This window comes from Sphingomonas glacialis (genome assembly GCF_014653575.1).
GTDB lineage: Bacteria > Pseudomonadota > Alphaproteobacteria > Sphingomonadales > Sphingomonadaceae > Sphingomonas > Sphingomonas glacialis.
In genome coordinates, this window is sequence record NZ_BNAQ01000002.1 from 497,992 (window position 1) to 520,070 (window position 22,079).

23 protein-coding genes and 1 tRNA gene are annotated in these 22,079 nt (G+C 66.3%); 17 read left to right on the plus strand and 7 right to left on the minus strand.

Annotation, left to right across the window (positions count from 1 at the left end):
• The first annotated feature begins 220 nt into the window (after positions 1-220).
• Positions 221-841: a helix-turn-helix transcriptional regulator gene (locus IE187_RS08960; protein WP_189675946.1), complete on the plus strand. Its 621-nt coding sequence runs from the start codon at positions 221-223 to the stop codon at positions 839-841.
• Here the strand turns inward: IE187_RS08960 and IE187_RS08965 are convergent.
• Complete coding sequence (locus IE187_RS08965; RefSeq protein ID WP_189675947.1) at positions 829-1,086, minus strand: hypothetical protein; 258 nt, start codon at positions 1,084-1,086, stop codon at positions 829-831. The genes IE187_RS08960 and IE187_RS08965 overlap by 13 nt on opposite strands.
• 136 nt (positions 1,087-1,222) lie before the next feature.
• Positions 1,223-2,167, minus strand: a complete 945-nt coding sequence (locus IE187_RS08970; RefSeq protein ID WP_189675948.1) for a lycopene cyclase family protein — start codon at positions 2,165-2,167, stop codon at positions 1,223-1,225.
• 287 nt (positions 2,168-2,454) lie between these two features.
• Here IE187_RS08970 and IE187_RS08975 point away from each other — a divergent pair, with 287 nt between their 5' ends.
• The 9 genes from IE187_RS08975 (at position 2,455) to IE187_RS09015 (ending at position 10,777) form a co-directional block, all read left to right on the plus strand.
• Entirely contained in the window at positions 2,455-3,015 is a 561-nt protein-coding gene (locus tag IE187_RS08975) for a hypothetical protein (protein WP_189675949.1), read from the plus strand.
• A gap of 142 nt (positions 3,016-3,157) precedes the next feature.
• A complete protein-coding gene (locus tag IE187_RS08980) occupies positions 3,158-3,817 on the plus strand; it encodes a hypothetical protein (protein WP_189675950.1) in 660 nt (219 codons plus the stop codon).
• Positions 3,818-3,858: 41 nt separating this feature from the next.
• The gene (locus IE187_RS08985; protein ID WP_189675951.1) at positions 3,859-4,494 is read left to right on the plus strand and encodes a hypothetical protein; all 636 of its coding nucleotides are present in this window, start codon (positions 3,859-3,861) and stop codon (positions 4,492-4,494) included.
• A gap of 113 nt (positions 4,495-4,607) precedes the next feature.
• Positions 4,608-5,126, plus strand: a complete 519-nt coding sequence (locus IE187_RS08990; RefSeq protein WP_165954423.1) for a hypothetical protein — start codon at positions 4,608-4,610, stop codon at positions 5,124-5,126.
• The gene (locus tag IE187_RS08995) at positions 5,123-5,731 is read left to right on the plus strand and encodes a hypothetical protein (RefSeq protein ID WP_133186132.1); all 609 of its coding nucleotides are present in this window, start codon (positions 5,123-5,125) and stop codon (positions 5,729-5,731) included. The genes IE187_RS08990 and IE187_RS08995 overlap by 4 nt, the downstream gene beginning before the upstream one ends.
• Positions 5,731-6,327, plus strand: a complete 597-nt coding sequence (locus IE187_RS09000; protein ID WP_189675952.1) for a hypothetical protein — start codon at positions 5,731-5,733, stop codon at positions 6,325-6,327. The genes IE187_RS08995 and IE187_RS09000 overlap by 1 nt, the downstream gene beginning before the upstream one ends.
• Positions 6,328-6,376: 49 nt before the next feature.
• A complete protein-coding gene (locus IE187_RS09005; protein ID WP_189675953.1) occupies positions 6,377-7,114 on the plus strand; it encodes a fimbrial biogenesis chaperone in 738 nt (245 codons plus the stop codon).
• Between the two features lie 4 nt (positions 7,115-7,118).
• The gene (locus tag IE187_RS09010) at positions 7,119-9,815 is read left to right on the plus strand and encodes a fimbria/pilus outer membrane usher protein (protein WP_189675954.1); all 2,697 of its coding nucleotides are present in this window, start codon (positions 7,119-7,121) and stop codon (positions 9,813-9,815) included.
• Positions 9,812-10,777, plus strand: coding sequence for a hypothetical protein (locus IE187_RS09015; RefSeq protein WP_189675955.1), 966 nt, complete (start codon positions 9,812-9,814; stop codon positions 10,775-10,777). Before IE187_RS09010 ends, IE187_RS09015 begins: the two co-directional genes overlap by 4 nt.
• 10 nt (positions 10,778-10,787) lie before the next feature.
• Here IE187_RS09015 and IE187_RS09020 read toward each other — a convergent pair whose 3' ends face one another.
• The 3 genes from IE187_RS09020 to IE187_RS09030 all read right to left on the minus strand — a co-directional run bounded on the left by IE187_RS09020 (position 10,788) and on the right by IE187_RS09030 (position 12,252).
• On the minus strand, positions 10,788-11,216 hold the full coding sequence (locus IE187_RS09020) for a hypothetical protein (RefSeq protein ID WP_189675956.1): 429 nt from the start codon (positions 11,214-11,216) through the stop codon (positions 10,788-10,790).
• A 215-nt stretch (positions 11,217-11,431) separates the two neighbouring features.
• A tRNA-Pro gene (locus IE187_RS09025) sits at positions 11,432-11,508 on the minus strand.
• Positions 11,509-11,577: 69 nt separating this feature from the next.
• On the minus strand, positions 11,578-12,252 hold the full coding sequence (locus tag IE187_RS09030; protein WP_189675957.1) for a hypothetical protein: 675 nt from the start codon (positions 12,250-12,252) through the stop codon (positions 11,578-11,580).
• A 248-nt stretch (positions 12,253-12,500) separates the two neighbouring features.
• On the opposite strand from IE187_RS09030, the gene yajC reads away from it, so the two are divergent.
• The 5 genes from yajC to IE187_RS09055 all read left to right on the plus strand — a co-directional run bounded on the left by yajC (position 12,501) and on the right by IE187_RS09055 (position 17,116).
• On the plus strand, positions 12,501-12,845 hold the full coding sequence (yajC, locus tag IE187_RS09035; protein ID WP_133186118.1) for a preprotein translocase subunit YajC: 345 nt from the start codon (positions 12,501-12,503) through the stop codon (positions 12,843-12,845).
• Positions 12,846-12,849: 4 nt separating this feature from the next.
• Complete coding sequence (secD, locus tag IE187_RS09040; protein ID WP_189675958.1) at positions 12,850-14,436, plus strand: protein translocase subunit SecD; 1,587 nt, start codon at positions 12,850-12,852, stop codon at positions 14,434-14,436.
• 103 nt (positions 14,437-14,539) lie between these two features.
• Positions 14,540-15,499, plus strand: coding sequence for a protein translocase subunit SecF (gene secF / locus IE187_RS09045; RefSeq protein WP_189675959.1), 960 nt, complete (start codon positions 14,540-14,542; stop codon positions 15,497-15,499).
• Entirely contained in the window at positions 15,499-15,879 is a 381-nt protein-coding gene (locus IE187_RS09050; RefSeq protein WP_189675960.1) for an Mth938-like domain-containing protein, read from the plus strand. Before secF ends, IE187_RS09050 begins: the two co-directional genes overlap by 1 nt.
• Positions 15,880-15,934: 55 nt before the next feature.
• Positions 15,935-17,116, plus strand: a complete 1,182-nt coding sequence (locus IE187_RS09055) for a DUF3089 domain-containing protein (RefSeq protein WP_189675961.1) — start codon at positions 15,935-15,937, stop codon at positions 17,114-17,116.
• Here IE187_RS09055 and IE187_RS09060 read toward each other — a convergent pair.
• Both IE187_RS09060 and IE187_RS09065 read right to left on the minus strand, forming a co-directional pair.
• A complete protein-coding gene (locus IE187_RS09060; protein WP_189675962.1) occupies positions 17,102-18,274 on the minus strand; it encodes a glycosyltransferase in 1,173 nt (390 codons plus the stop codon). The two genes, IE187_RS09055 and IE187_RS09060, sit on opposite strands and share 15 nt — an antisense overlap.
• 70 nt (positions 18,275-18,344) lie before the next feature.
• Positions 18,345-19,169, minus strand: coding sequence for a class I mannose-6-phosphate isomerase (locus tag IE187_RS09065; RefSeq protein ID WP_189675963.1), 825 nt, complete (start codon positions 19,167-19,169; stop codon positions 18,345-18,347).
• 113 nt (positions 19,170-19,282) lie between these two features.
• Here IE187_RS09065 and IE187_RS09070 point away from each other — a divergent pair, with 113 nt between their 5' ends.
• Positions 19,283-20,239, plus strand: coding sequence for an outer membrane protein assembly factor BamD (locus IE187_RS09070; RefSeq protein ID WP_133186104.1), 957 nt, complete (start codon positions 19,283-19,285; stop codon positions 20,237-20,239).
• A 76-nt stretch (positions 20,240-20,315) separates the two neighbouring features.
• The gene (gene recN / locus IE187_RS09075) at positions 20,316-21,980 is read left to right on the plus strand and encodes a DNA repair protein RecN (protein WP_189675964.1); all 1,665 of its coding nucleotides are present in this window, start codon (positions 20,316-20,318) and stop codon (positions 21,978-21,980) included.
• The last annotated feature ends 99 nt before the right edge of the window (positions 21,981-22,079 follow it).

Below are 22,079 nucleotides of genomic sequence, written 5' to 3' on the forward strand. Positions count from 1 at the left end.
AACTATTTTGCTCTTGTCATTCTATCGTTACACATGCGACGTAATTGCCGCGGTTAAGCAACCATTAACAATAAAATGGAGCAACCACGGGTAACAAGGACGGGGATAGTAACGATGGGCCGTTTCGAACGGGCGTCGAACAAGCACGCGCGAGCTCTACAGACTTTTGCGCAAAACCGTGTGCGTCGAGCCGATGCACGGGGTTGGGACGGCGCTGCGCATGGTAGTCGAGCGTTCCATACCTTTGCAGAGCGCACCTCCTATTTTCGCGCGGAGCCACGCGGCCGAGGCACCCGCGTCGCATGACGGCAGCCTGTGCCACTGGCTGATGACCGATCCCGTGCCGCGTGTGCTGGTCGATCGCAACCTGCGACTCGTCTGGGCTAACGAAGCCGCGGACTCGTTCCTGGCGCAGCGTCACGATCTCGAAGTGCGCAAGGCCGCGCTGGGCGCGGTCGATAGCGCGCAACAGGCGCAGCTGGTCGATGCGATCGGTGCCGGTACCGATACGACGCGCTGCTGGGAATTGCTCAGCGCAGACGACAATCATATCGTGATGCAGATCCGCCGCCTCAGCGATCTCGATCGACCGCTCATCGCCGTCACCTTCTGGCGCACCGAAACGCCGCGCTTTGCCAATCTCAGCCGGGTGTTCGATCTCACCAAGGCCGAACATGCGGTGCTGCTGAAGTTGCTGAATGGCAGCGTCGCCGACGGCATCGCCGAATGTCACGGGGTCTCGCTCGATACAGTGCGTACCCAAATCAGGTCGATCTACGCAAAGCTCGATGTCTCGTCGCGCGAAGGACTGTTCCACAAGGTCATGGCCTATGTGCTGTGACCTGCGATCACCCGCGCGGCGCCCCGGTCATCACCAATATTGGTGATGCATATTGATACGCGCGCCGCGCTGGGATAGCGTTCGGTTTCGACAGAATAGTGGCGCTGCAGAATCCTCCTATGCAATATTGGCGTGTCATTTCTTCTGCGCAGACCGATGGCAGCGAGATTCTCTTCGCGGTTGCCGACGGTGATCGCCTCACGTTGATCGGTCGCTGCCAGTGGCTCGCCGAAAGTTCTGGTCAACCCGCATGCTGGTGGAGCGACGATCTCTGCCGCGCGGTTGTGCCCACGCACTGGCTGCCGTTGCCGACGCTCAGGCCAGCGCTGCAGAGCGCTGCTGCGCCAGTCGCGCGCATGCCCGCTTAGACCGGTCCGGCCGTCACACCGTCATATCCATCGCCATCTCGGCGAGGACCGTGCAGCGACGATCGGGATCATCGCGCAGCGTGGCGAACAACGCGGCGCGCGCGGCGACTGCGGGCGCAATCTTTGCGGCCGCGCGTGCGCGAGCCGCGGCATAGGCTGCCGGCGTCCATTCGGGGAGCGCGATGACGGCCTGGGCCAGCGCCGCCGCCGATCCCATCGCCGACGGCAGCAGCGGATGCGGCGGAAGCGATGACCAGCGCGGATCGGCGGCAAAGGACAGCGCAATCTCGCGCGGCGCCCGCAGGGTCGTGACCGCAAAGCGCACCGGCAAAGTAAGCGGTGTCGCATCGAAGCGTAAGGCGCGCGCCATCACGCCGTGCCGTCCGATCGGGAAATACTGCCAGACTGCCGCCCCGGTCCGCCCCGCGAGCACCGAGTCGAGCAGAATAGGGTAGCGAAGCCCGAGCGGATCGGGACTGCGATAATCGATCATGGTGGCCAGGATCGCTGGCCCCGCGGTGGGCGGCGGTGGTCGGAGATCGAGCACGAGGCCGGCCCGAATTTCGCCGCGCGGCGTCGCGATGATCTGGTCGCCGCGAGGAATCGCCGAGACGTTGCGCCAGCATCGCGCCGAGCCAAGGTGGGCAAACACTTCGGCATGGAGTTGTGCCGGGTCGATCAAACCAAGCGCGTCGGCCACGCTGTGCGTCTCGTCGCCCAGCTCGACATAGTAGCGCGGCCATTCCCCGACGATCAGGGGCTCGATGACCAGCGACATCGCCGTCCCTACGTCGCGCAGCCGGAACGGCGCGATCGGGCCACCGCCGAAGCGATCGCACGCTTCGATGAGGAGGACCCGCGCCTCGGGCCGCCAGCGCGCCAGTGCCAGGGCGACCAGACTTCCGTGTAATCCCCCGCCGACGATTGCCACGTCGATCGTCCGCGACTCGATCGACATTGCGCCCCGCCTCTCCCCTCTGCGCGCTCGGCCATCCGGTTCCGGTCGCGCTATGATGTTCTTAACGTGTCAATAAGGGACAGATGCCGCGGCGGAGCCCGGCATGTAAGGTTAATATCCCGTTTTAAATAAGTCTCTAATCAATGGTGGTGATGCGGCCGGATCGGTCCCGCCCTTAACGCTTTCTTTACCAGCTCGGAACTGACCTCGTCGAGTCGAGGCGGACCCCGGGGCTGGCAACGGGGGCTTGCAAACCGATGGCATACGGTCGTGGAAAGGCATGGGCATTGGCGATCGCGCTCGTGGCGCCGTCGACCGCCTTTGCCGCCGACGCCGACCATATCGCGATCGACGTTACCGCGACGATCGCCGAGCGGTGCGGCATTGCCCGCGGTCCCGCAACACTGGCGAGCGCCGCCTTGCCCGACCTCGAAACCGCGCAGACCCTCGGTTTCGATTTTCAGCTCGATTGCAACACGCCCTTCGCGATCGCGGTGAGCTCGAGCAACGGGGCGATGGTGCTCGACGATCCGACGCGCGCGGGCCCTGTCGGCCGGACCGAAACGGGCTTTTCGAACCGCAAGGCCTATTCGGTCGCGCTGGCGCTCGAAACCGACGATGCGCCGATCGCGACGCGGCCCTGCGATGCCGCCGACCTCGTCGCGGCCGGCAGCGCCTGTCCGTTCTACGGCACTGTCGCCGGCCAGGGCCTGTCGTCGGGCCGCCGCACCGCGATCCGCCGCAACGGCCGCGTCATCGTCGGCTGGCGCGGCGGCGACGACGGCATCCGCCGCGCCGCGGGCACTTATCAGGATACGCTCACCATCGTCGTCGGGCCGCGCACATGATGCGCCGCGCCCCTGCGCTGGTGATCCCGCCATTCCAACGTTGGACGCGCGCTCCGTCCAACAGGAGTCCAATCAAGGTCGCACCGCGCGGCTGCGATCGGAACGATAGTCGAGCGCAGCAACCAGGTGGGAGACCTACGACATGAAGACCATCACCATCCTCGCGACCGCGGCCGTCGCCGCGATCGCCACGCCTGCCTTCGCGCAGGACAGCAACAATCACGACGTCACGCTGACCGTGCAGGGCACTACGCCGCCAAAGTGCAACATCGCTGCCGACGATTCGACGATTATCCTGACAGGCTATGACCTGACCGACGGCCAGGGCAAAGTTCGCGCTGACGTCGACCAGAAGGTAGCGACTGCCCTTAGCGGCCTCCAGCTGAAGGCCTGGTGCAACGGGGCCCGCAACGGCGTTGCGGTTTCGCGTTCGGCGCTGATCACCGGCAATGGCAACGCGGCAAATGGCTTCAACCAGGCGATCGTCTACGATCTCAACGTGCTGATCGAAGGCGCGACGCGCGATGGCGCAGCGTTCTTCGACGGCACGAGCGATGGCCCGGCCAACGGCCCTGGCATCGGCGCCGGCTCGGGCATCGCCGTTCCCGCCTTCGGTCCGACCGGCCAGGGTTCGAAGATCAGCTTCGTCACCGAACCCGGCACGTCGGTCGCGGCGGTCAGCAACGGCCAGGGCGGCGCTGAAGTCAGCCGCGCTGCGTTCAACGGTTTCGAGAACAATGCGGCGCGCATGGTCGCTGGCACCTACTCGGGCACCGTCACGCTTACGCTGACCCCGAACTGATCCACCCTCGCCCATAATCCATCAGTGAAAGGACTATCATCATGAAGACGCTTTATATCCTCGCGGCCGCAACGGCCGTCATCGCCACCCCCGCCTTCGCGGAGGAGTCCTCGAACAACCATGATGTCGCCGTCACGGTTCAGGCTAACACCCCCGCCAAGTGCAACATCGCGGCCGACGACCAGACCGTCACGCTTGCCAATTACGATCTCACCAACAGCAATGGCCAAGCGCGTGATAATGTCGGCACGACGATTGGCAGCGCACTGACCGGCCTCAACATGAAGGCCTGGTGCAACGGCGGCGGCAACGGGGTCGTGCTGACGCGCACGTCGCTGCAGAAGGATGGCTCGTCCGGTGGCCTGACCGACAGCGGTTTCGCGCAGAACATCGTCTATGACCTCGCGCTCAAGATCGAAGGCCTGACCCGCTCGGATCGCTCGGACGATCTGATCGAAGCCACCGAAGATGGCACCGGCGGTCCAACCGTCGGTCGCTTTGGCCCGACTGGTACGGGCGCGGCGCTGACCTTCGTGAACTTCGGTGCCGCCTCGAGCGCAACCTCGCTTGCCGGCGCCGGCACGCTGCCGCGCGCAAGCTACGACACGTCGACCGCCCGTCTGGTCGCCGGCAATTACACCAGCACCGTCACGCTGACGCTGACGCCTGGCCTGTAAGACTACCCGCCGGGGCGGGATCCTCCCGCCCCGGCCTTTTTCCTTCCGTCGAAAGTACCGCGTTGAGCGATTTCCGGTTCTGTCTTGGAGCAATGGCGCTGCTGGCGACGGCGATGCCTGCCCATGCCCAGACCGACCCGACCGGACCCGACAGCGTCACCGTCCGTTTCGTCGGCGGCGTGCCACCCGTGTGCCAGATCGGCGGATCGACCGATACGCGCGGCAGCTTCGATCTGGGCGTGCTGATCGATACGCAGACCGGCTTGCTGCGCCGCAATCTCGCGCCGCCGCAGAAGGAACTCGGCGACACCTGGTGCAACGCTCCATCCGAAATCGAGATTTCCGCGATCGAACTGACCCCGCAAGGCGCGACCGCGCAATTGCGCAGCGGCTTCACGAACGCCATCCACTATACTGCAACCGCGTCGGGCTGGACCGATATCGCAGCAACCTATCGTACCGACGGCGCGACCACCCAGCGCGACGCGGTGCAGACCGCCCCCGATCCGCGCGTCGTCCCGCTCATTATCACCGCCAGCGATTTCCGGCTGCGCGAGGGCAGCGCCACGCGTCCGCTGGCGAGCCGTGCCTATCTCGGCGCGATCCGCGTGACCTTGAGGCCGCTGCCATGACCGCCCTGCCCGTTCGCCTCGCACCCGCGCTCCTGCTGATGGCATGCGCGATGCCGGCCACTGCGCAGATCGCGCCTGCAGCACCGCAACCGACGTCGGCGCTCCCCGTCACCGGCAGCGTGCCCGATCTTTGCATCCTCGGCGACCCGCGGCTCGACACGGGCAGCGCGGCGCTCAACGTCAACGCGCTGACCGGACGGATCCTGCGGATCGCAGCGCTGACCGATCCGACCAACCTGTCGACCCGGCCGGTGCGCGCATCACTCGCCTTCGATGCCGCGTGCAACTATCCCTACACGCTGACGGTCGCGTCGCGGAACAACGGGCTGTGGCGCCAGACAATCGGCACGCCGACGCCCAATGGCTTCGGCAATGCCGTTCCCTATCTCGCCGATGTCACGTGGCAGGAAAACAGCGTTCGCCTGGACGCCGATGCGACAACGCGCGCACCCAAATCGGCGGGTTTCAGCTCGGCGACGGCGGCGGCCGGGACGATCACGATCGATTTCCGCGTCCTGCCCGGCGCGACCAACGCGCTGGCCAATGCGCCGCTCGTCGCGGGCGACTATACCGACACCCTCACCGTCACGCTGGGAGCGCAATGATGCGGATCGCGCTCCTGCTCGCGACGCTGACGATCGCGCTCCCGACCGCGACATTTGCGCAAACCAGCTCGGCGGGCGTGCTGTCGGGCGAAGGCACTGCCGGCGCGCGCGATCTGGTGGTCGAGGGTACCGCGCCGCCCGGCTGCGTCATCGGATCGCCGAGCGCGACCGAGCAGGACAATGCGCGCGTCACCGTCGCGCAATCGGGCGGTCTCGACGTCGCGCTGGGCGGCCCCGGGTTCATCAATCCGCTAACCGGCGTGCCCAATCCGGCCGCCATTCGCATCGCGTTGCCGATCACCTGCAACACCGCGCACCGCATCCAGATCGAAAGCCGCAATGGCGGGCTGGTGAACGAAGCGACCAGCGGCCCGACCGGCGCCTTGCGCAACCGGCTCGATTTCAGCGTGTCGCTGGAATGGGCCGGGACCAGCGCGGGGTTCGATACCAGCACGGCACGCACGGTGCAGACGCTTGTCGGCAACGCTGCGACCGGCACCGCGCAGATCGGCATTCGCATTCCCGGCGGCGGCACGCCGCTCGTCGCGGGCATTTACAACGACACCGTAACGATACGGGTCGAAGCAACATCCTGATCAGGATGGGTGGGGGGGACATTACGTGACGTACCTGGCGCGCTTGCGCATGATGCTGATATTTACCGTCGGCGTCGCGATCTTCGCGGCGGCGGCGGTGGCGATGACGGTTCAGCCGGTGATCGTCGATCTGTCGACGACCGGCAGCCGTACGTCGCAAGTGGTGACGGTCGAGAATTCGTTCACGACCCCGCTGCCGATCGAACTGCGTGCGACCGAATCCGATTTCAAGGACGGGGCGCTCGTCGCCTCGACCCGGGAGGCGAAGGATCTGCTGATCTTCCCACCGCAGGCGATCGTGCCGCCGGGGCGATCACAATCGTTCCGCATTCAGTGGATCGGCGATCCCGACATCAAGACCAGCCGGCACTTCTTCCTGACCGTGGCGCAATTGCCCGTGAAGCTGCCCGCCGGCCAGTCGGCGGTGCAGATCCTCTACAATTTCCAGGTGATCGTTAGCGTCGCCGCGCCGGGGGCGAAATCGGCGATCGAGGTCAAGTCGGCCGAAGCGGTCAAAGGGGTGGATGGCAAGGTTCGCTTGCTGCTCAACCTGCAGAACCAGTCGAACACCTATGGCTATCTGGCCGAAGGAACGCTGAAAATCTTGCAGAAGGACCGGCAAGGCAAGGAAGTCTTCAAGAAGTCGATGAACAGCGCCGAAATCCAGCAGCAGTTTGGATACGGTCTGGTTGGGGCGGGGCAAGTACGGAAGCTGCAGACTCCTTTAGAGTTGCCGCTCGACGGGGGGTCAGTTGAGGCAGTCTACACGTCCAAATCACGGCGCTAGCGTGATGGCAGCGCTGTTGGCGAGCAGCGCGTTGCTGCTCGCCGAAGCTCCGGCTGCGGCCCGCTCCACCCTGTTCGTCGATCGAACGGTGCCGTGGCGGCCGGACCGCGCCGAGCCGCGCGCGCAGCTCTGCCACCTGATCTGCGATGCCCGAGCCGCGGGGACCACCGCGCCGCCGCCCGGGCGCGACCGTGGACCGCTGCTGCCGAAATTCGCCGCAGATGCAGGTGCGCCAGTGGTGTCGGGCGGCAGCAATGCGTTCCTCGGCGACGCGCCGCAACCGCAGCGGTCCGCGGCGCCTCCGCCAGCGGCGCCGGCCGACGCCACCGGCCCCAAGCTCAATCCGACCGGACGCGACATCGTGCTCACCGCGCCGCTCCGCGACGGGCCGTTCGCGCTGGGCGAAGTGCCGTTCACGCTGACGCGCGACGATCATGTCCTGGTCAACGCGCCGGCAGTGCTCAAGGCGGTCAAGCCCGTCATCGATCCACTCGCCTATGACAAATTGGCCAGCGGGCTCGGCGGGTTGGGCGATACGCCAGTCGAGCAATTCTCGGCGTTCGGCTATCTCATCAGTTACGATCCCCAGACGATCGGGCTGGTCATCGTCATTCCGCCGACTGCGCGGACGCGGCGCGACGTCCGCCTCGCGCAGTTGAGCCAGGACGTCGTCGGCGACGTCGACCGCCCCGCCGGAGTCGCGGGCTACGTCAATCTGCGGACGAGCGCCGATTATGAATGGCAGGGTTCGAACCGCGGCCTGCAGAGCCCGATCGTCTCGACCGATTGGGCGCTGCGCGCGCACGGCGTCGTGCTCGAGGGCGAAGGCACGCTGCAGATCGGCCAGCGTGGTTCGCCGACGCTCTTCCAGCGCGAGGGCACGCGCTTCGTCTATGACAATGATCGGCTGCTCGCACGGGTAACCGTCGGCGATCTGCTGCCAGTGACGCGCGGTTTCTCGGGTGCGCCACAAATGGCGGGCGTGTCGTTCGCGCGCACCTACTCGGTGCTGCAGCCGCAGCGCAACGTCCAGCCGACGGGCAGCCAGACCTTCACCGTCCTGCGCCCGTCGAACGTCGTCGCCTTCATCAACGGCCAGCAGATCCGGCAGATCCGGCTCGAGCCCGGCACCTACAACGTCCGCGATTTCCCGTTCGTGCAGGGCCTCAACGACGTCCGATTGCAGATTACCGACGACAGCGGGCGGCAGGAAACGCTCGAATTCTCGCTGTTCTTCGACCGCACGCTGCTCGCCAAGGGCCTCACCGAGTTCGGCGTCTATGGCGGTGTGCTCGCGCCGACGACCAATACCGGGCGCAACTATCGCTTCAACCAGCCGGTCGCGAGCGGGTTCATCCGGCGCGGCATCTCCGACACGCTCACCGCCGGCGCCAATTTCCAGGCACAGAAGCGCGGCGCGACGGCGGGGGTCGAGGTCGTCTGGGCGAGCCCGCTCGGGACGGTGGGATTCGATCTTGCCGCCTCGCGTGTCAGCGGCGTCGGCACGGGCTATGCGCTCAATGCCTCGATCCAGCGGACGTTCGGCGGCACTGGGTCGCGCGGCAAGGCGTTTGCACTGACGTTCGAAACGCGCAGCCCCAAATTCGCGACCCCGAACGATATCGCGGCCGACAATCGCTATGCCTTCGAGGCCGGCGCGACCTATTCGCAGGCGATCGGCGAGTTCCAGTTCGTTTCGGTCGACGGCCGCTATTCGAAGGGGCGCAGCGGCTTTTCGGACCAGCAATCGGCGCGGCTGACCTACGGTTTCCGCCTGTCGCAACGACTCAACCTGCAGGCGCAGGGCCTTTACGACAATCGCAACGTCGGCGGTTCGTCCTATGGCGGGCGCCTCGGCCTCACATTGCGGCTGGGCGGGCGCAGCAGCGCCACTGCCGAATATGAATCGCGCGGCGGACGCGGCCGGATCGGCTATCAGACCTCGTCGGGCACCGGCGTCGGCGCCACCTCGCTCGCGGTCAACGCCGATTACGGCCAGGGCGCGTTCGGGGTTGACGGCGGCGTCAGCTATACCGCCAATCGCGCCGAGCTCGCGGTCTCGCACACCACGGCTTTCGATTCTGGCGGGTTCAAGGTCACCGATCAGCGCACCTCGGCACGGCTCGGCACCGCGCTGGTGTTCGCCGATGGCCATTTCGCGATCTCGCGGCCGGTCTATGACGGGTTCGCGCTGGTCACGCCGCATCGCTCGCTGAAGGGCACGCAAGTCGTCGTCAATCCGTCCGACGGGCATTATACCGCGCGCTCGGGCTTGCTCGGCGGCGCGGTCGCAAACGATCTGTCGGCCTTTGCCGACCGCGTCGTCACCTTCGACGCGCCCAAGGCGCCCGCGGGCTATGATCTGGGCGCCGGCAACATTCGCGTCTATCCGCCGTACAAGGCCGGGTATCTCGTCACCGTCGGATCCGATTATTCGATCACCGCGATCGGCACCTTCAAGCTCGAGGACGGGTCGCCGGTCAGCCTGCTCGCGGGCGAAGCGTTCGAGCTCGCCAAGCCCGGCGCCAAGCCGGTGACGGTGTTCACCAATCGCGAAGGCCGCTTCGGCCTGTCGGGTTTGCGCCCCGGCAAGTGGCGGATCGAAATGCCGACCGAGCCCAAGAGCAGCGCGATCATCGAGATCGCCAAGGATGCAAGCGGCGTGGTGCGCCTGAACGATGTGAAGCTGGAGACGAAATGATGCGCGCTTCTATCCTTATCGCCGCGGCGATGCTGGCGAGCCCGGTAGCAGCCTGGGCCGGCCCGACCAATTGCGCGCAGTTCGAGATCCTCAACCAGGGGATCCAGCGGACGTACAACCCGTTCAGCCCGTCCGAATATGTCGATGTGTTCACGCTGCGCGTGGTGCGCACCGATCCGAATGTCAGCTCGGTTCGCTTCCTCCTGGTCGATTCGACCGGGCGCAACGGCGCGCCGAAGTTCGGGACCGACGGTCCCGATCTCTACACGATCGACTGGATCGAGGATCGCGGGCGGCGCGTGTTCGTGACGACCGCCGAGTCGGTGACCGATCTCAATTCGGCGCGCGTCGGCTTTGCACGCGCGCGCGATATGAGCGAGACGGTCTTCCGGCTCAGTATCGGGCGCGGGCAGCAGGCCTATGCCGGTCGCTATGCCGAGCGGCTGGTGGTCCGCTACCAATGCTATGCCGGCAGCGACCTGTTCGGCACGCAGCAGGAACAGTATAATGGCCAGACCGAACTTGCGGTCACCGTGCCGCGGATCGTATCGGCCTATGTCGGCGGGACCGGCCAGCAGCGCGGCGAGATCGCGTTTGGCGAATTGGGCAACGGCGCGGCGCTCGTCCGTACCGCATCGGTCACCGCGCTCAGCACGCTGCCCTATGCGGTCGATATCGCGACGGACAACGGCCAGCGTCTACGCCGCGGCCGCGATCAGACCGGCGCGATCGGCTATCGTCTCAAATATGCGGGGATCACCGTGCCCGGCGCAACGACGATCGCCTGCCCCGTCACGCAAATGCCAGTGGGCGACGTCAAGCTCGTCGAAGTCGCGCTCGATCCGGCCGCGGTCGCCAGCCAGCCGGCCGGTGACTATAGCGACACGATCACGCTGACCTTCCGCCCGAGCGACGGCTATGCCGGATCGACTTGCACCGCGACGACAGCGACGGCGCCGTAATTCGCGTCGCTTAGTAGATGGTGCCCTTCGGCTCCGCGCGGACGCTGAGATTGAAATTGTCGGGCAAGGCCGCCTTTCCGTCGATTTCGATCCGCGCCGGTTCGGCGCCGAGTTCAGGCTGGCTGCTGTCGATGATGACGGTTTCGCCGTCGGCCGATAGCGGTACGCGGACCGAGCCATAGACGAAGGTCGCATTGGACAAGCCATGTGGCGTCTGTAGCACCACCCGGTAGCCAGCCGAATCGTTGCAGAAGCGGGACATAGTCCCCAAATCGATCGCGGACCCGGTAGACGTGGCCATGCCAGCGCGAAAACTCACGTTGCAAATGGTCGGGACCACACCGGTAATTCGAAGCTCGCTCGAGATCGGTTCGGCTCCGACAGGGAAAGCGACCGTGAGCGCGATCCCGGTTGCGAACAATTGAAGTTTCCGGCGCATTCAAGCTTTCCCAACCTAGAGACACGCTATGCTACGCGCGCAATGATTAAGACTTCGTTGGAGCTTTGTCGTCCTGCGCATGGACGAATCGCAATAGCCCGACCGCGGGAGCCAAGCTGCCACAGTGCCAGAGCGACCACGATAAAAACGGAGCTTGCCGAGATGGAAACTCTCATCGCGGTACAGCCTTACAGGCTCGTAAGGCAATGTGTCTCTGGTCGGGGCGACAGGATTCGAACCTGCGACCCCCACACCCCCAGTGTGATGCGCTACCAGGCTGCGCTACGCCCCGACCGAGGGAGGCGCGTCTAGGCTGACCTGCGTCTGGATGCAAGCCACTTCGCAAAATTGGCGGTAAAGCTCAACCAAATTGGCCAAGCGGGAGCAAGCGATTGGCGAGCGCCTGGATCAGCTTGGCATCGCCGCCCTTGAGCACCAGTTCGAGCTGCGCCGCGCGGCGTTGCATCAGCCGGTCGATCGTCGTGGCGGCCGAGGCATGCACCGACTGCCCGATCAGCGCCATGCCGCGCGCATCGCCGGGATCGATCGCAAGCCGCAGCATCCCGGCGATCCCGGGGAACAGCGCGCGGTCGCCGCCCGCCGCGAGCGCGCGGTCGATCACCGCGAGACCCACCGCCTTGCGCGCGCCGAGCCCGCCGCGCGCGACCATCGCACCGAGCGCCTTGACCGCGCTCAGATGCCACGCGCCGAGCGCCGCAAGCGCTTCGGGATCGCGCGGGTTCTTGGCCACCAGCGCTTCGAATTGCGCTTTGGCGGAGAGCGCTTCGGTCCGGCTGTGCGTCAGCTTGGCGCGATAGCTCGTCGCCATTGCGCGCGACAGCAACGCTTCGCTGTCACCCGGCGTCTTGGCGAGCGCCGACGCGGCCGCCGCCTCGACGCTGGCGAGCTGCGACAGCGCGGCGCCGCGGTCGCGCACGACAAAGGCGGTCTGGATCAGCGTCTCGCGCCCGCTATCGGCGGCGGCGACGCTCGGTACCGCCAGCAGAAAGAGCGCTAAGGTCAGGAGAGATTTCATCGCGGGCTTCGCTACTCAACAAGAAGAGCCGAAATGGTACGATCTTTCGGCGCGCGATCAACCCGTCGCGTGGGATCGGCGCGGGCCTGACGTCGCCCTTTGCCGCCCCCCGGAGCACGCGGTGTCGGCGAGTTAGCGTTGCGCGGGCGGAGCGTACCTGATAGCGCGGCGGGCTTGTGGCGTGCCCGAAAGGGTGCGCGATCCCGCGTGTCGAAACGCAGGCGGGTCCAGTCTTACCAAGGTAGCCCATGTTCGCCACCCCAGCCTTTGCCCAGACCGCCGGTGCCACTGCCGCAGGCCCCGATGGTTTCCTCGCGATGATCATCCAGTTCGCGCCGTTGCTGCTCGTCTTCGTCGTCTTCTACTTCCTGATCCTGCGCCCGCAGCAAAAGCGCGCGCGTGACCAGGCAGCGACGATCGGCGCGGTCAAGAAGGGCGATTCGGTCGTCACGGCCGGTGGCGTGCTCGGCAAGGTGACCAAGGTCGAGGACGCGTTCGTCGAAGTCGAGATCGCTCCGTCGATCAAGATCCGGGTCGTCAAGTCGACGCTCGCCGACGTGACGCCGCTCGGCTCCAAGCCCGCGAACGACTGATCCGATGCTCGATTTCCCGCGCTGGAAGGTCGTCTCGATCCTCGGGTTCCTCGCCTGCCTGATGGCGCTGGCGATCCCGAGTTTCCTGCCCGATTCGGTCACGTCGAAATGGGGCGCCTTTCCGCACCCCAAGGTCAATCTCGGGCTCGATCTCGCCGGCGGCAGCTACATGCTGATCGAGGCCGACACGGACGAGCTGGTCAAGAACCGGCTCGAGGCGATGCGCGAGCAGATCGTCACCGAAATGGCGAAGGGCCCGCCGATCTCGATCGGCGACATCGCGACCGACGGCGGCAAGCTCAGCTTCCTGCTGCGCGACGTGACGCAGCTCGATGCCGCGCGCGAGCGGCTCAACAAGCTCACCGGCGGCGTCGGATACACCGGCCAGCGCGACTGGGACTTGCAGGTGGTCGACTCGTCGCGCGTCGTGATGACGCCGACACAGGCGGGCATCGCCGCGGCGATCAACACCGCGATGGCGACCGCGACTGACGTCGTACGCACGCGCATCGACAAGCTCGGCACCAAGGAGCCGACGATCGTCCGCCAGGGCAACGACCGTATCGTCGTCCAGGTGCCGGGTCTGAAGGACCCCAAGGCGCTGCGCGAACTGCTCGGCAAGACCGCCAAGCTCGAATTCAAGATGGTCGACGACACGCCGTACGTGCCCGGCGGCATCGTCCCCGCGGGCAGCCAGGCACTCCCCTATTCCGAGGCCGGCCCCGGCGCGCAGATCCTGGTCAAGCGCCAGGCGATCCTCACCGGCGACCAGTTGCTGACCGCAAGCCAGGGCTTCGCGCAAGACACCAATGAGCCGATCGTCAACTTCGGTTTCAATAGCGAGGGCGGCAAGAAGTTTGCGCGCGTGACGCAGGAAAATGGCGGCCGCCGCTTCGCGGTGATCGTCGATGACAAGGTTATCTCAGCGCCGAAGATCGACACCCCGATCCTCGGCGGCTCGGGGTACATCCACGGCTCGTTCACCGTCGAATCGGCGAACAATCTCGCGATCGCGCTGAGCTCGGGCAAGCTGCCGATCTCGCTCAAGGTCGTCGAGGAACGCACCGTCGGCCCCGATCTTGGCGCGGATTCGATCCATGCGGGCCTGCTTGCCTCTGGCATCGCAGTCGCCCTCGTCGTGCTGTTCATGATCGCGACCTATGGCCGCTTCGGTTTCTATGCCGACTATGCCGTGGTCATCAACGTCGTCGTCATCATGGGCGTGCTCGCGCTTCTCAACGGTACGCTGACGCTGCCGGGGATTGCGGGGTTCGTGCTGACGATCGGCACCGCGGTCGACGCCAACGTGCTGATCAACGAGCGCATCCGCGAGGAACGCCGCCGCGGTCGCAGCGTGATCCAGTCGGTCGAACTGGGCTACAAGGAAGCGAGCCGGACGATCTTCGAGGCGAACGCGACGCACGCGATTTCGGGGCTGATCATGCTGATGCTCGGCTCGGGCCCGGTGAAGGGTTTCGCGGTCGTGCTGCTGATCGGCATCATCACCTCGGTGTTCACCTCGGTGACCTTCACGCGGATGCTGGTGGTGCTGTGGATTCGCAAGAACCGCCCGACCGAGATCCACATATGACCCCCTTTTTCCGTCACCCCAGCGAAAGCTGGGGTCTCCCTGCGGCAGGCATCGCCCTCGCCCAAAAAGATGCCAGCGTTCGCCGGCATGACGAGGATGTGACATGCGCCTGCTGAAACTCGTTCCCGACAACACCAACCTGCCGTTCGTCTCGCTCCGCAAATGGGCGTTCGGGCTGACCATCCTGCTGTCGCTCGCCGCGATCGGCCTCGTCTTCGCGCGCGGGCTCAACCTCGGCGTCGATTTCGTCGGCGGTCTGATGATCGAGGAGAAGTTCACCACTCCGCCGTCGGTCGACAAGTTGCGCACCACCATCGATCGGCTCAACCTCGGCGATGCCCGCTTGCAGGTCGTGGGCACTGACGGAAAGACGATTTCGATCAAGCTCCCGCCGGTCAAGAGCCAGGCCAAGGACGCGACCGATCGCGTCGTCGCGACGGTGCAGGCCGCAATCGTCAAGGATTTCCCCGACGCCAAATTCTCCAAGCAGGATGCGGTGAGCGGCAAGGTCTCCGGCGAACTGATCTGGAAGGGCATCCTCGCGGTCGTGCTCGCGGTGGTCGGCATTGGCCTGTTCGCGATCTTCCGTTTCGAATGGCAGTTCGGCGTCTCGACCGTCGTCGCGATCGTCCACGACGTGCTGATGACCTTGGGCTTCTTCGCGCTGACCTGGTACGAATTCGACCTCAACATCGTCGCCGCAGTGCTCACGATCATCGGCTATTCGATCAACGACAAGATCGTGATCGACGACCGCATCCGCGAGAACATGCGCCGCTATCGCAAGATGGACATGTCGAGCATCGTCGATCTCTCGGTCAACGAGACGCTGCCCCGCACCGTGATGACCTCGCTAACGATCCTGCTGGCGCTGTTCGCGCTGCTGATCTTCGGCGGTCACGTGCTGCGCGGCTTCACCGCGGCGATGATCCTCGGCATCTTCGTCGGCACCTATTCGTCGATCTACGTGTCGTCGTCGCTGCTGATCACGCTCGGCCTGCGTCCCGATCCGCGGGTCGACGACGTCCCCGCCGTAACTGCCGGAACGCCCAAGGCACGCTGATGCGAGTCGAGCGCGAGCGCGGCGTCGGGCCGCTGATCACCGCCTTTTCGGGCGGTGGCTTCAAGGTCGAGGCGGGCGAATTCATCGGCGTGTACCGTGCGCTGCGGATCTGGCCCGACGGGTCGGAGGAATGGGCGCCGCCGCCGATCGCAGCATTGACGGTCGAAGCGCTCGGCGCGCTGCTTGCGCTCGATCCGCGCCCGGAATTCCTGCTGCTCGGAACTGGCGCGACGATGCAGCGCCCGCCCCCGAGCTTCGTGCGGGGGTGCGAAGCGCTCGGCATCGGCGTCGAGGCGATGGACAGCCGCGCCGCCGCGCGCGCCTGGGCAGTATTGCGCGGTGAGACGCGTTGGGTCGTGGGCGCGCTGTATCCGCTTTGAAGGCTGGCGCTGCAGCGCTATCCTCCTGCCCAAAGATGTTGGGGGGAGACGTTTCATGAAATCGATCGTGCTGGGCTTGAGCCTGTTTGTCGCGCCGGGCGCCGTTGCCGCGCAGACGCAGCCCGCCGCCGCTCCCGCCGCTTCGCCGGACTATGGCAAGCCCGAGAACTGGCTATGTCGGCCGGGCAAGGTTGATCCGTGCGATGCGAACCAGGACGCGACGATCATCAAGGCCGATGGTTCGCGTAGCACCGAGAAATTTTCGCCGACCAGCAACCCCAAGTTCGACTGCTTCTACGTCTATCCGACGGTTTCGCTCGATCGCACTCCGAACAGCGACATGATCGCCGGCCCCGAGGAGAACACCGTCGCCGCAGCACAAGCCGGACGCTTCGCCGCGCACTGCCGCGTCTTCGCGCCGCTCTACCGCCAGGTCACGCTCACCGCCCTCCAGGCATTGCTGCTGGGCAAGCCCGTCCTTGCCGACCGCGCGATGGCGTATCGCGACGTGAAGGCGGCGTGGGACGAATATCTCGCCTATGACAATCACGGCCGCGGCGTCGTGCTGATTGGCCACAGTCAGGGTTCGGGAATCCTCAAGCAGCTCGTCGCCGATGCGATCGAGGGGACGCCGACGCAGAGACTCATCATTTCGGTGCTCATCCCAGGCACCAATGTCGCGGTGCCCGCGGGCAAGGATGTCGGCGGCGATCTCAAAGCGACGCCGCTCTGCCACACCGCCAAGGATGTCGGCTGCGTCGTCAGCTATGTCAGCTTCCGCGCCGATTCGCCCCCGCCCGAGAACAGCCGCTTCGGCGTCGTGCCGCAGCCCGGGATGGTCGCGGCGTGCGTCAATCCGGCCGCACTCGGCGGCGGCACGGCGGTGAGCGACGCCTATCTCGGCACGCGTGGCGCCGGAATGGCGAGCGCGCCGATGGGCCCATGGACGACGGACGCCGCGGCGGTGACCACGCCCTTCGTCAAGGTTCCTGGGCTGATCAGCACCGCCTGCACCACCAACGGCAAGTTCAGCTATCTGGCGGTGTCGGTAAACGCCAAGCCGACCGACAAACGCACGCCGACGATCGTCGGCGATGTCGTGGTTGGCACGCGCATGCTGAAGGATTGGGGACTGCACTTGGTCGACATGCCCGTCGTGATGGGCAATCTGGTCGAACTGAGCGATGCACAGGCGAAGGTCTGGGCGGGCAAGCAGGCGATTTCAGCGGCGCAGTGAAACCAACTGGCTGAGGTGATCGACCAAGGCGGCGGTGTTCGCCGCCCAGGTGAAGCGCGCGGCGCCGGTTCGCACTGCCGCGGGCGGCGGCGGATCGGCGAGCAGCGCTGCGATCGCTGCAGCAAAGGCCTGCGCTGTGCGGTCGGCGATACGGCCATAAGCGGCGTCGGTCACCACCTCCATCGCCCCGCCGGCGCCGGTGATGACGATTGGCGTGCCGCATGCGAGCGCCTCGACCCAAGCGTTCGCCAGCCCCTCGGACGCTGATGCAAGCGCCATCAGGTCGGCCGCCGCCAACAGCCCCGGCAAGTCGCCATGCGGGATCGCGCCGAGCAAGCGCACGCGGTCGCCGACGCCGCGCGTAGCGATCTGCGACTCGAGCGCGGCGCGCGCAGGACCTTCGCCAGCGATCAGCAACGTGGTGCCAGGCAGCGACGCGACCGCGTCGATCACGACGTCATGGCCCTTGCGCGGGATGAGAGCGCCGACCGAGACGACCAATGGCCCCGTCACGCCGTACCTTGCCTTACCCACGCTGCGGTCGCGCGGCGCGAAACGGTCGAGATCGACGCCGGTATGATGGACGCGGATCCGCTCCGCCGGGATACCAAGCGCGATCATGTCGGCGCGCATCGCCTGCGATACCGCCAGCACGCCGTTCGCCGTTTGCCCGGCCGTCACGACCTGTGCGCTGGTGGCGGATGTGGTGCCCCAATGGTGGATATCGGCGCCGCGTGCCTTGATCGACACCGGCACACCGAAATACTGGCCGAGCGCGACTGCGGCGGGGCCGTCGGGAAAGAAGAACTCGGCGTCGATTACGTCGAAGGCGAAGTCGCGGCGGATCTGGGTGAGGAGTGGGATCAGCCGCTTAGTCAGCGCGCGTGCATGGAATCGCCCCGCCGTCCCCGGTAGCGTCGTAAAGCGTGGGCGACAGGTCGCGAGACCCTTCCACGTCTCGCGCTCGGGAAGCGCGGATAGCGCCGCATAATGGGCATGGCGCGACAGCGGCCACGGCGGCAGCCCGACCGGCGCGACCAGCCTGAGATCGATGTCCGGATGGGCCGCCAGTCCCAACGTCTGCCGCTCGACGAAAACGCCGAAGTTCGGCCGCGACGCATCGGGGAACAGCGTGGAGAGGGTGAGGACACGGAGCATGGCCGCATCGCTAGCACGAGAGTGTAAAGGTCTTCTCCCCTCGCGTGTCCGCGAGGGGAGACGCGATCGATCAGATGCGCTTGTCGCCCGGATAGGCGAGCAGCAAGTCGCTCTCGGCGTCGGACGAAATCTCGCAGCGGCCCTCGAGCAACAGGCACTCGCCCGCCTTGAACGCGACACCATCGACCGTGCCCGAACCCGCCACGGGGACGAACCAGCCCGGAACGCCTTGGGGAAGGTCGATCACGCGGTGGCCGCCAGCGAAGCGCTCGGTCACGAACTTGGGGCCCTCGGACAGGATCTGATGGTCCTTGCCGTCAGAGGGGGGCGTCGGCAGCGGCACGAACGGCACTGGGTCGGACACCTTGACCCCGGCATCGAGATGCAGTTCGCGGTCGCTGCCATAATCGTACAGGCGATAGGTCAGATCGACGTTCTGCTGGACTTCGATCGTCGTGATCCCTGCGCCGATCGCGTGGATCGTGCCGGCCTCGTTATAGTAAAAGTCGCCCGCCTTGACCGGCTTCCAATCGAGCAGATGCTCGATCGAGCCGTCGAGCGAGGCGGTGCGCAACTGCTCATGGGTCATCGGCTCGAGCGTCCCGATCGCGATGGTCGAATCGGGTTCGGCGGCGAGGATCAGCCACGCTTCGTCCTTGCCGCGCGGATAGCCCGCGGCCTGCGCGGCAGCGTCATCCGGATGCACCTGCACCGACAATTTCTCGCTGGTGAACAGATATTTGATCAGCAATTCTGGCTCGCCCGCATGCGGCGTCTGGAACCACACTTCGCCGACCTTTTCACCACCGGGCGCAGGATCGGCAAAACCGGGCCACAAGGTATGACGCCCCCAGGGCTTTTCGACGCGTTTGGTGGCGAGCAGAGTGGCAGTCACGGCGATGATTCTCCTGTCGGTGCCTCATATGCCAACGCATCGTCGCGTCCAAGCGATCCGTGCGCGTTAAAAGGATTGTTCGCGCGTCGGCGGTTGCGCTAAGGCTGGCGCCAATGCGCACCCCCCTGCCCCGCTCGCCCTTTCTCCGCAGCCTCGCGATCGGTCTGATCGCCGCGACCGCGCTCACCACCACGGGGTGCGCGCGCAACAGGACCAAGGGCGACATCCCCTATGTCGCGCGCGACGTCGGCACGCTTTATACGGCAGCGCGGAAACAGCTCGATCAGCGCAATTACAAGATCGCCGCCGCGCTGTTCGACGAAGTCGAGCGCCAGCACCCCTATTCGGTATGGGCGCGCCGCGCGCAGTTGATGAGCGCGTTCAGTTACTATCTCGCGCATGACTACACCGCCTCGATCCAGTCGGCGCAGCGCTTTTTGACGGTGCATCCGGGCAACCGCGACGCCGCCTATGCCTATTACCTCGTCTCGCTCGGCTATTACGAGCAGATCAGCGACGTCACACGCGACCAGAAAATCACGCAGCAGGCGCTCGATTCGCTCGGCGAGCTGATGCGCCGCTATCCCAACACGCGCTACGCCGCCGATGCGCGGCTGAAGGTCGATCTGGTCCGTGACCATCTCGCCGGCAAGGAAATGGAGATCGGGCGCTTCTACGAAGTGCGCGGGCAGTGGCTCGCCGCCAACGGCCGCTTCCGCAAGGTCGTCGAGGAATATCAGACGACGACGCACACGCCCGAGGCGCTGATGCGGCTGACCGAGACTTATCTTGCGCTCGGCGTTCCTGACGAGGCGCGCAAGTCGGCCGCCGTGCTCGGCGCCAATTATCCCGGAACGCAGTGGTACGAGCGCGCCTACAAGCTCAGCAACGAGCATCCCCCGGTGAACGTCGCCGCGCTCGCGCCGGGGCAGCAGATCGTTGCCGACCGGACCAGCGTCGCCGATTCGATTCCGGGCAAGAGCAACGACATCAAGCGCGACACCAGCGCAGCCGCCCCGATCGGCGGCGGCTCGGGGACCAACCCGGGCAACCCCAATCCGGGCAACTGAGTCGCGCCGGCGCCGGTTCGATTGAAAAGAACGTTACCGGAACGCGGTCAACTCGGCTAAAGGGCAAGGCGACCCCATGCTGATCTCCCTGGCCATTCGCGACGTCGTGCTGATCGAAGCGCTGGACCTGCAGTTCGGGCAGGGCCTCGGCGTGCTGACGGGCGAGACCGGCGCGGGCAAGTCGATCCTGCTCGACGCGCTCGGGCTTGCGCTCGGCGCGCGCGGCGAAGCCGGCCTCGTCCGCCAGGGTGCCGCGCAGGCGATCGTCACCGCCACCTTCGACACCCCCGCGCCGGATGGCCCGGTCGTTGCGCTGCTTACCGAAAACGGGCTCGAGCTCGACCCCGGCGAGCCGCTGATGATCCGCCGCATCGTCAAGGCCGATGGCGGCAGCCGCGCCTTCGTCAACGATCAGCCTGCGTCTGCCGGGCTGCTGCGCGAACTCGCGCCGTATCTCGTCGAGATCCACGGGCAGCATGACGATCGCGGGCTGCTCAACGCGCGCGGTCATCGTGCGCTGCTCGACGCGTTCGGGCGCGTTGCGGCGGGATCGACCGCCGCCAGCTACAAGGCGCTGCGCGATGCCGAGGCGGCGCTCGCCGAAGCGCGCGCGACGATCGACACCGCGGCGCGCGACCGCGAGTGGCTCGAACATGCCGTCGGCGAACTCCGCACACTCGCGCCCGAGCCGGGTGAAGAAGAGGCTCTCGCCGATCGCCGCCGGACGATGCAGCGCTCGGAAAAGATCGCCGAGGATCTGCTTGCGATCGAGAATTGGCTCGAGGGATCGGATGGCGGGCTCGCCCAACTCCGCCAGGCGGCGCGCGTGCTCGAACGCATCGCCGAGGATCATAGTGCGCTCGCCGACGCGCTCGCCGCGGTCGACCGCGCGGTGATCGAGGGCGCGGTCGCCGAGGAGAAGCTGCGCGAGGCGAAGACCGATCTGTGGTTCGATCCCGCCAGCCTCGAGGATGACGAGACGCGGCTGTTCGAGTTGCGCGCAATGGCGCGCAAGCACCGCGTCCAGCCTGACGAGCTGGCGGGTCTGGCGAGCGAGCTCGAAGCCAAGCTCGCGGCGCTCGAAGCCGGCGAAGAGGGGCTTGCCGCGCTCGAGGTGAAACTGACCAAGGCGCGCGCCGCCTATGACACTGCCGCCGCCGCGCTGACCAAGGCGCGTACCGCCGCCGCGCTCCAGCTCGATGCTGCGGTGAAGGGCGAGCTCGTTCCGCTCAAGCTCGACGCCGCGCGTTTCCGGACCGTTGTCGCACCTGCCCCGCCCGAGGCATGGTCGGCGGCGGGCAAGGACCGTGTCGAGTTCGAGATCTCGACCAACCCCGGCGCGCCGTTCGCACCGCTCGTCAAGATCGCGTCGGGTGGAGAATTGTCGCGCTTCATTCTCGCGCTGAAGGTCGCGCTCGCCGAGCAGGGCGGTGCCGCGACGATGATCTTCGACGAGATCGACCGCGGTGTCGGCGGTGCCGTGGCGAGCGCGATCGGCGAGCGGCTCGCCCGGCTTGCCGATGCCACGCAATTGCTCGTCGTCACGCACAGCCCGCAGGTCGCGGCGCGCGGCGGGCATCATCTGCTGATCGCCAAGCGCCACGACGGCGTGGTCACGCGGACCGGCGTGACCGCGCTCGACATCGCGCAGCGCCGCGAGGAGATCGCGCGGATGCTGTCTGGCGCGACGATCACCCCGGAAGCGCGCGCACAGGCGGAGCGGTTGATCGAGACGGCCTGAGGGACTCCTCGAAGCCCTTCCCCGTCGTCACCCCGGCCTTGTGCCGGGGCGCACCGTCCCACGCGTGCTGGGTGGGCAGGATGCGCGGCACGGTGGACC

Coding starts and splice junctions, on each gene's coding strand:
- IE187_RS08960 (WP_189675946.1), top strand. CDS start 221: ATGGTAGTCGAGCGTTCCATACCTTTGCAGAGCGCACCTCCTATTTTC.
- IE187_RS08970 (WP_189675948.1), bottom strand. CDS start 2,167: ATGTCGATCGAGTCGCGGACGATCGACGTGGCAATCGTCGGCGGGGGA.
- IE187_RS08980 (WP_189675950.1), top strand. CDS start 3,158: ATGAAGACCATCACCATCCTCGCGACCGCGGCCGTCGCCGCGATCGCC.
- IE187_RS08985 (WP_189675951.1), top strand. CDS start 3,859: ATGAAGACGCTTTATATCCTCGCGGCCGCAACGGCCGTCATCGCCACC.
- IE187_RS08990 (WP_165954423.1), top strand. CDS start 4,608: ATGCCTGCCCATGCCCAGACCGACCCGACCGGACCCGACAGCGTCACC.
- IE187_RS08995 (WP_133186132.1), top strand. CDS start 5,123: ATGACCGCCCTGCCCGTTCGCCTCGCACCCGCGCTCCTGCTGATGGCA.
- IE187_RS09000 (WP_189675952.1), top strand. CDS start 5,731: ATGCGGATCGCGCTCCTGCTCGCGACGCTGACGATCGCGCTCCCGACC.
- IE187_RS09005 (WP_189675953.1), top strand. CDS start 6,377: ATGATGCTGATATTTACCGTCGGCGTCGCGATCTTCGCGGCGGCGGCG.
- IE187_RS09010 (WP_189675954.1), top strand. CDS start 7,119: ATGGCAGCGCTGTTGGCGAGCAGCGCGTTGCTGCTCGCCGAAGCTCCG.
- IE187_RS09015 (WP_189675955.1), top strand. CDS start 9,812: ATGATGCGCGCTTCTATCCTTATCGCCGCGGCGATGCTGGCGAGCCCG.
- IE187_RS09020 (WP_189675956.1), bottom strand. CDS start 11,216: ATGCGCCGGAAACTTCAATTGTTCGCAACCGGGATCGCGCTCACGGTC.
- IE187_RS09030 (WP_189675957.1), bottom strand. CDS start 12,252: ATGAAATCTCTCCTGACCTTAGCGCTCTTTCTGCTGGCGGTACCGAGC.
- yajC (WP_133186118.1), top strand. CDS start 12,501: ATGTTCGCCACCCCAGCCTTTGCCCAGACCGCCGGTGCCACTGCCGCA.
- secD (WP_189675958.1), top strand. CDS start 12,850: ATGCTCGATTTCCCGCGCTGGAAGGTCGTCTCGATCCTCGGGTTCCTC.
- secF (WP_189675959.1), top strand. CDS start 14,540: ATGCGCCTGCTGAAACTCGTTCCCGACAACACCAACCTGCCGTTCGTC.
- IE187_RS09050 (WP_189675960.1), top strand. CDS start 15,499: ATGCGAGTCGAGCGCGAGCGCGGCGTCGGGCCGCTGATCACCGCCTTT.
- IE187_RS09055 (WP_189675961.1), top strand. CDS start 15,935: ATGAAATCGATCGTGCTGGGCTTGAGCCTGTTTGTCGCGCCGGGCGCC.
- IE187_RS09060 (WP_189675962.1), bottom strand. CDS start 18,274: ATGCTCCGTGTCCTCACCCTCTCCACGCTGTTCCCCGATGCGTCGCGG.
- IE187_RS09070 (WP_133186104.1), top strand. CDS start 19,283: ATGCGCACCCCCCTGCCCCGCTCGCCCTTTCTCCGCAGCCTCGCGATC.
- recN (WP_189675964.1), top strand. CDS start 20,316: ATGCTGATCTCCCTGGCCATTCGCGACGTCGTGCTGATCGAAGCGCTG.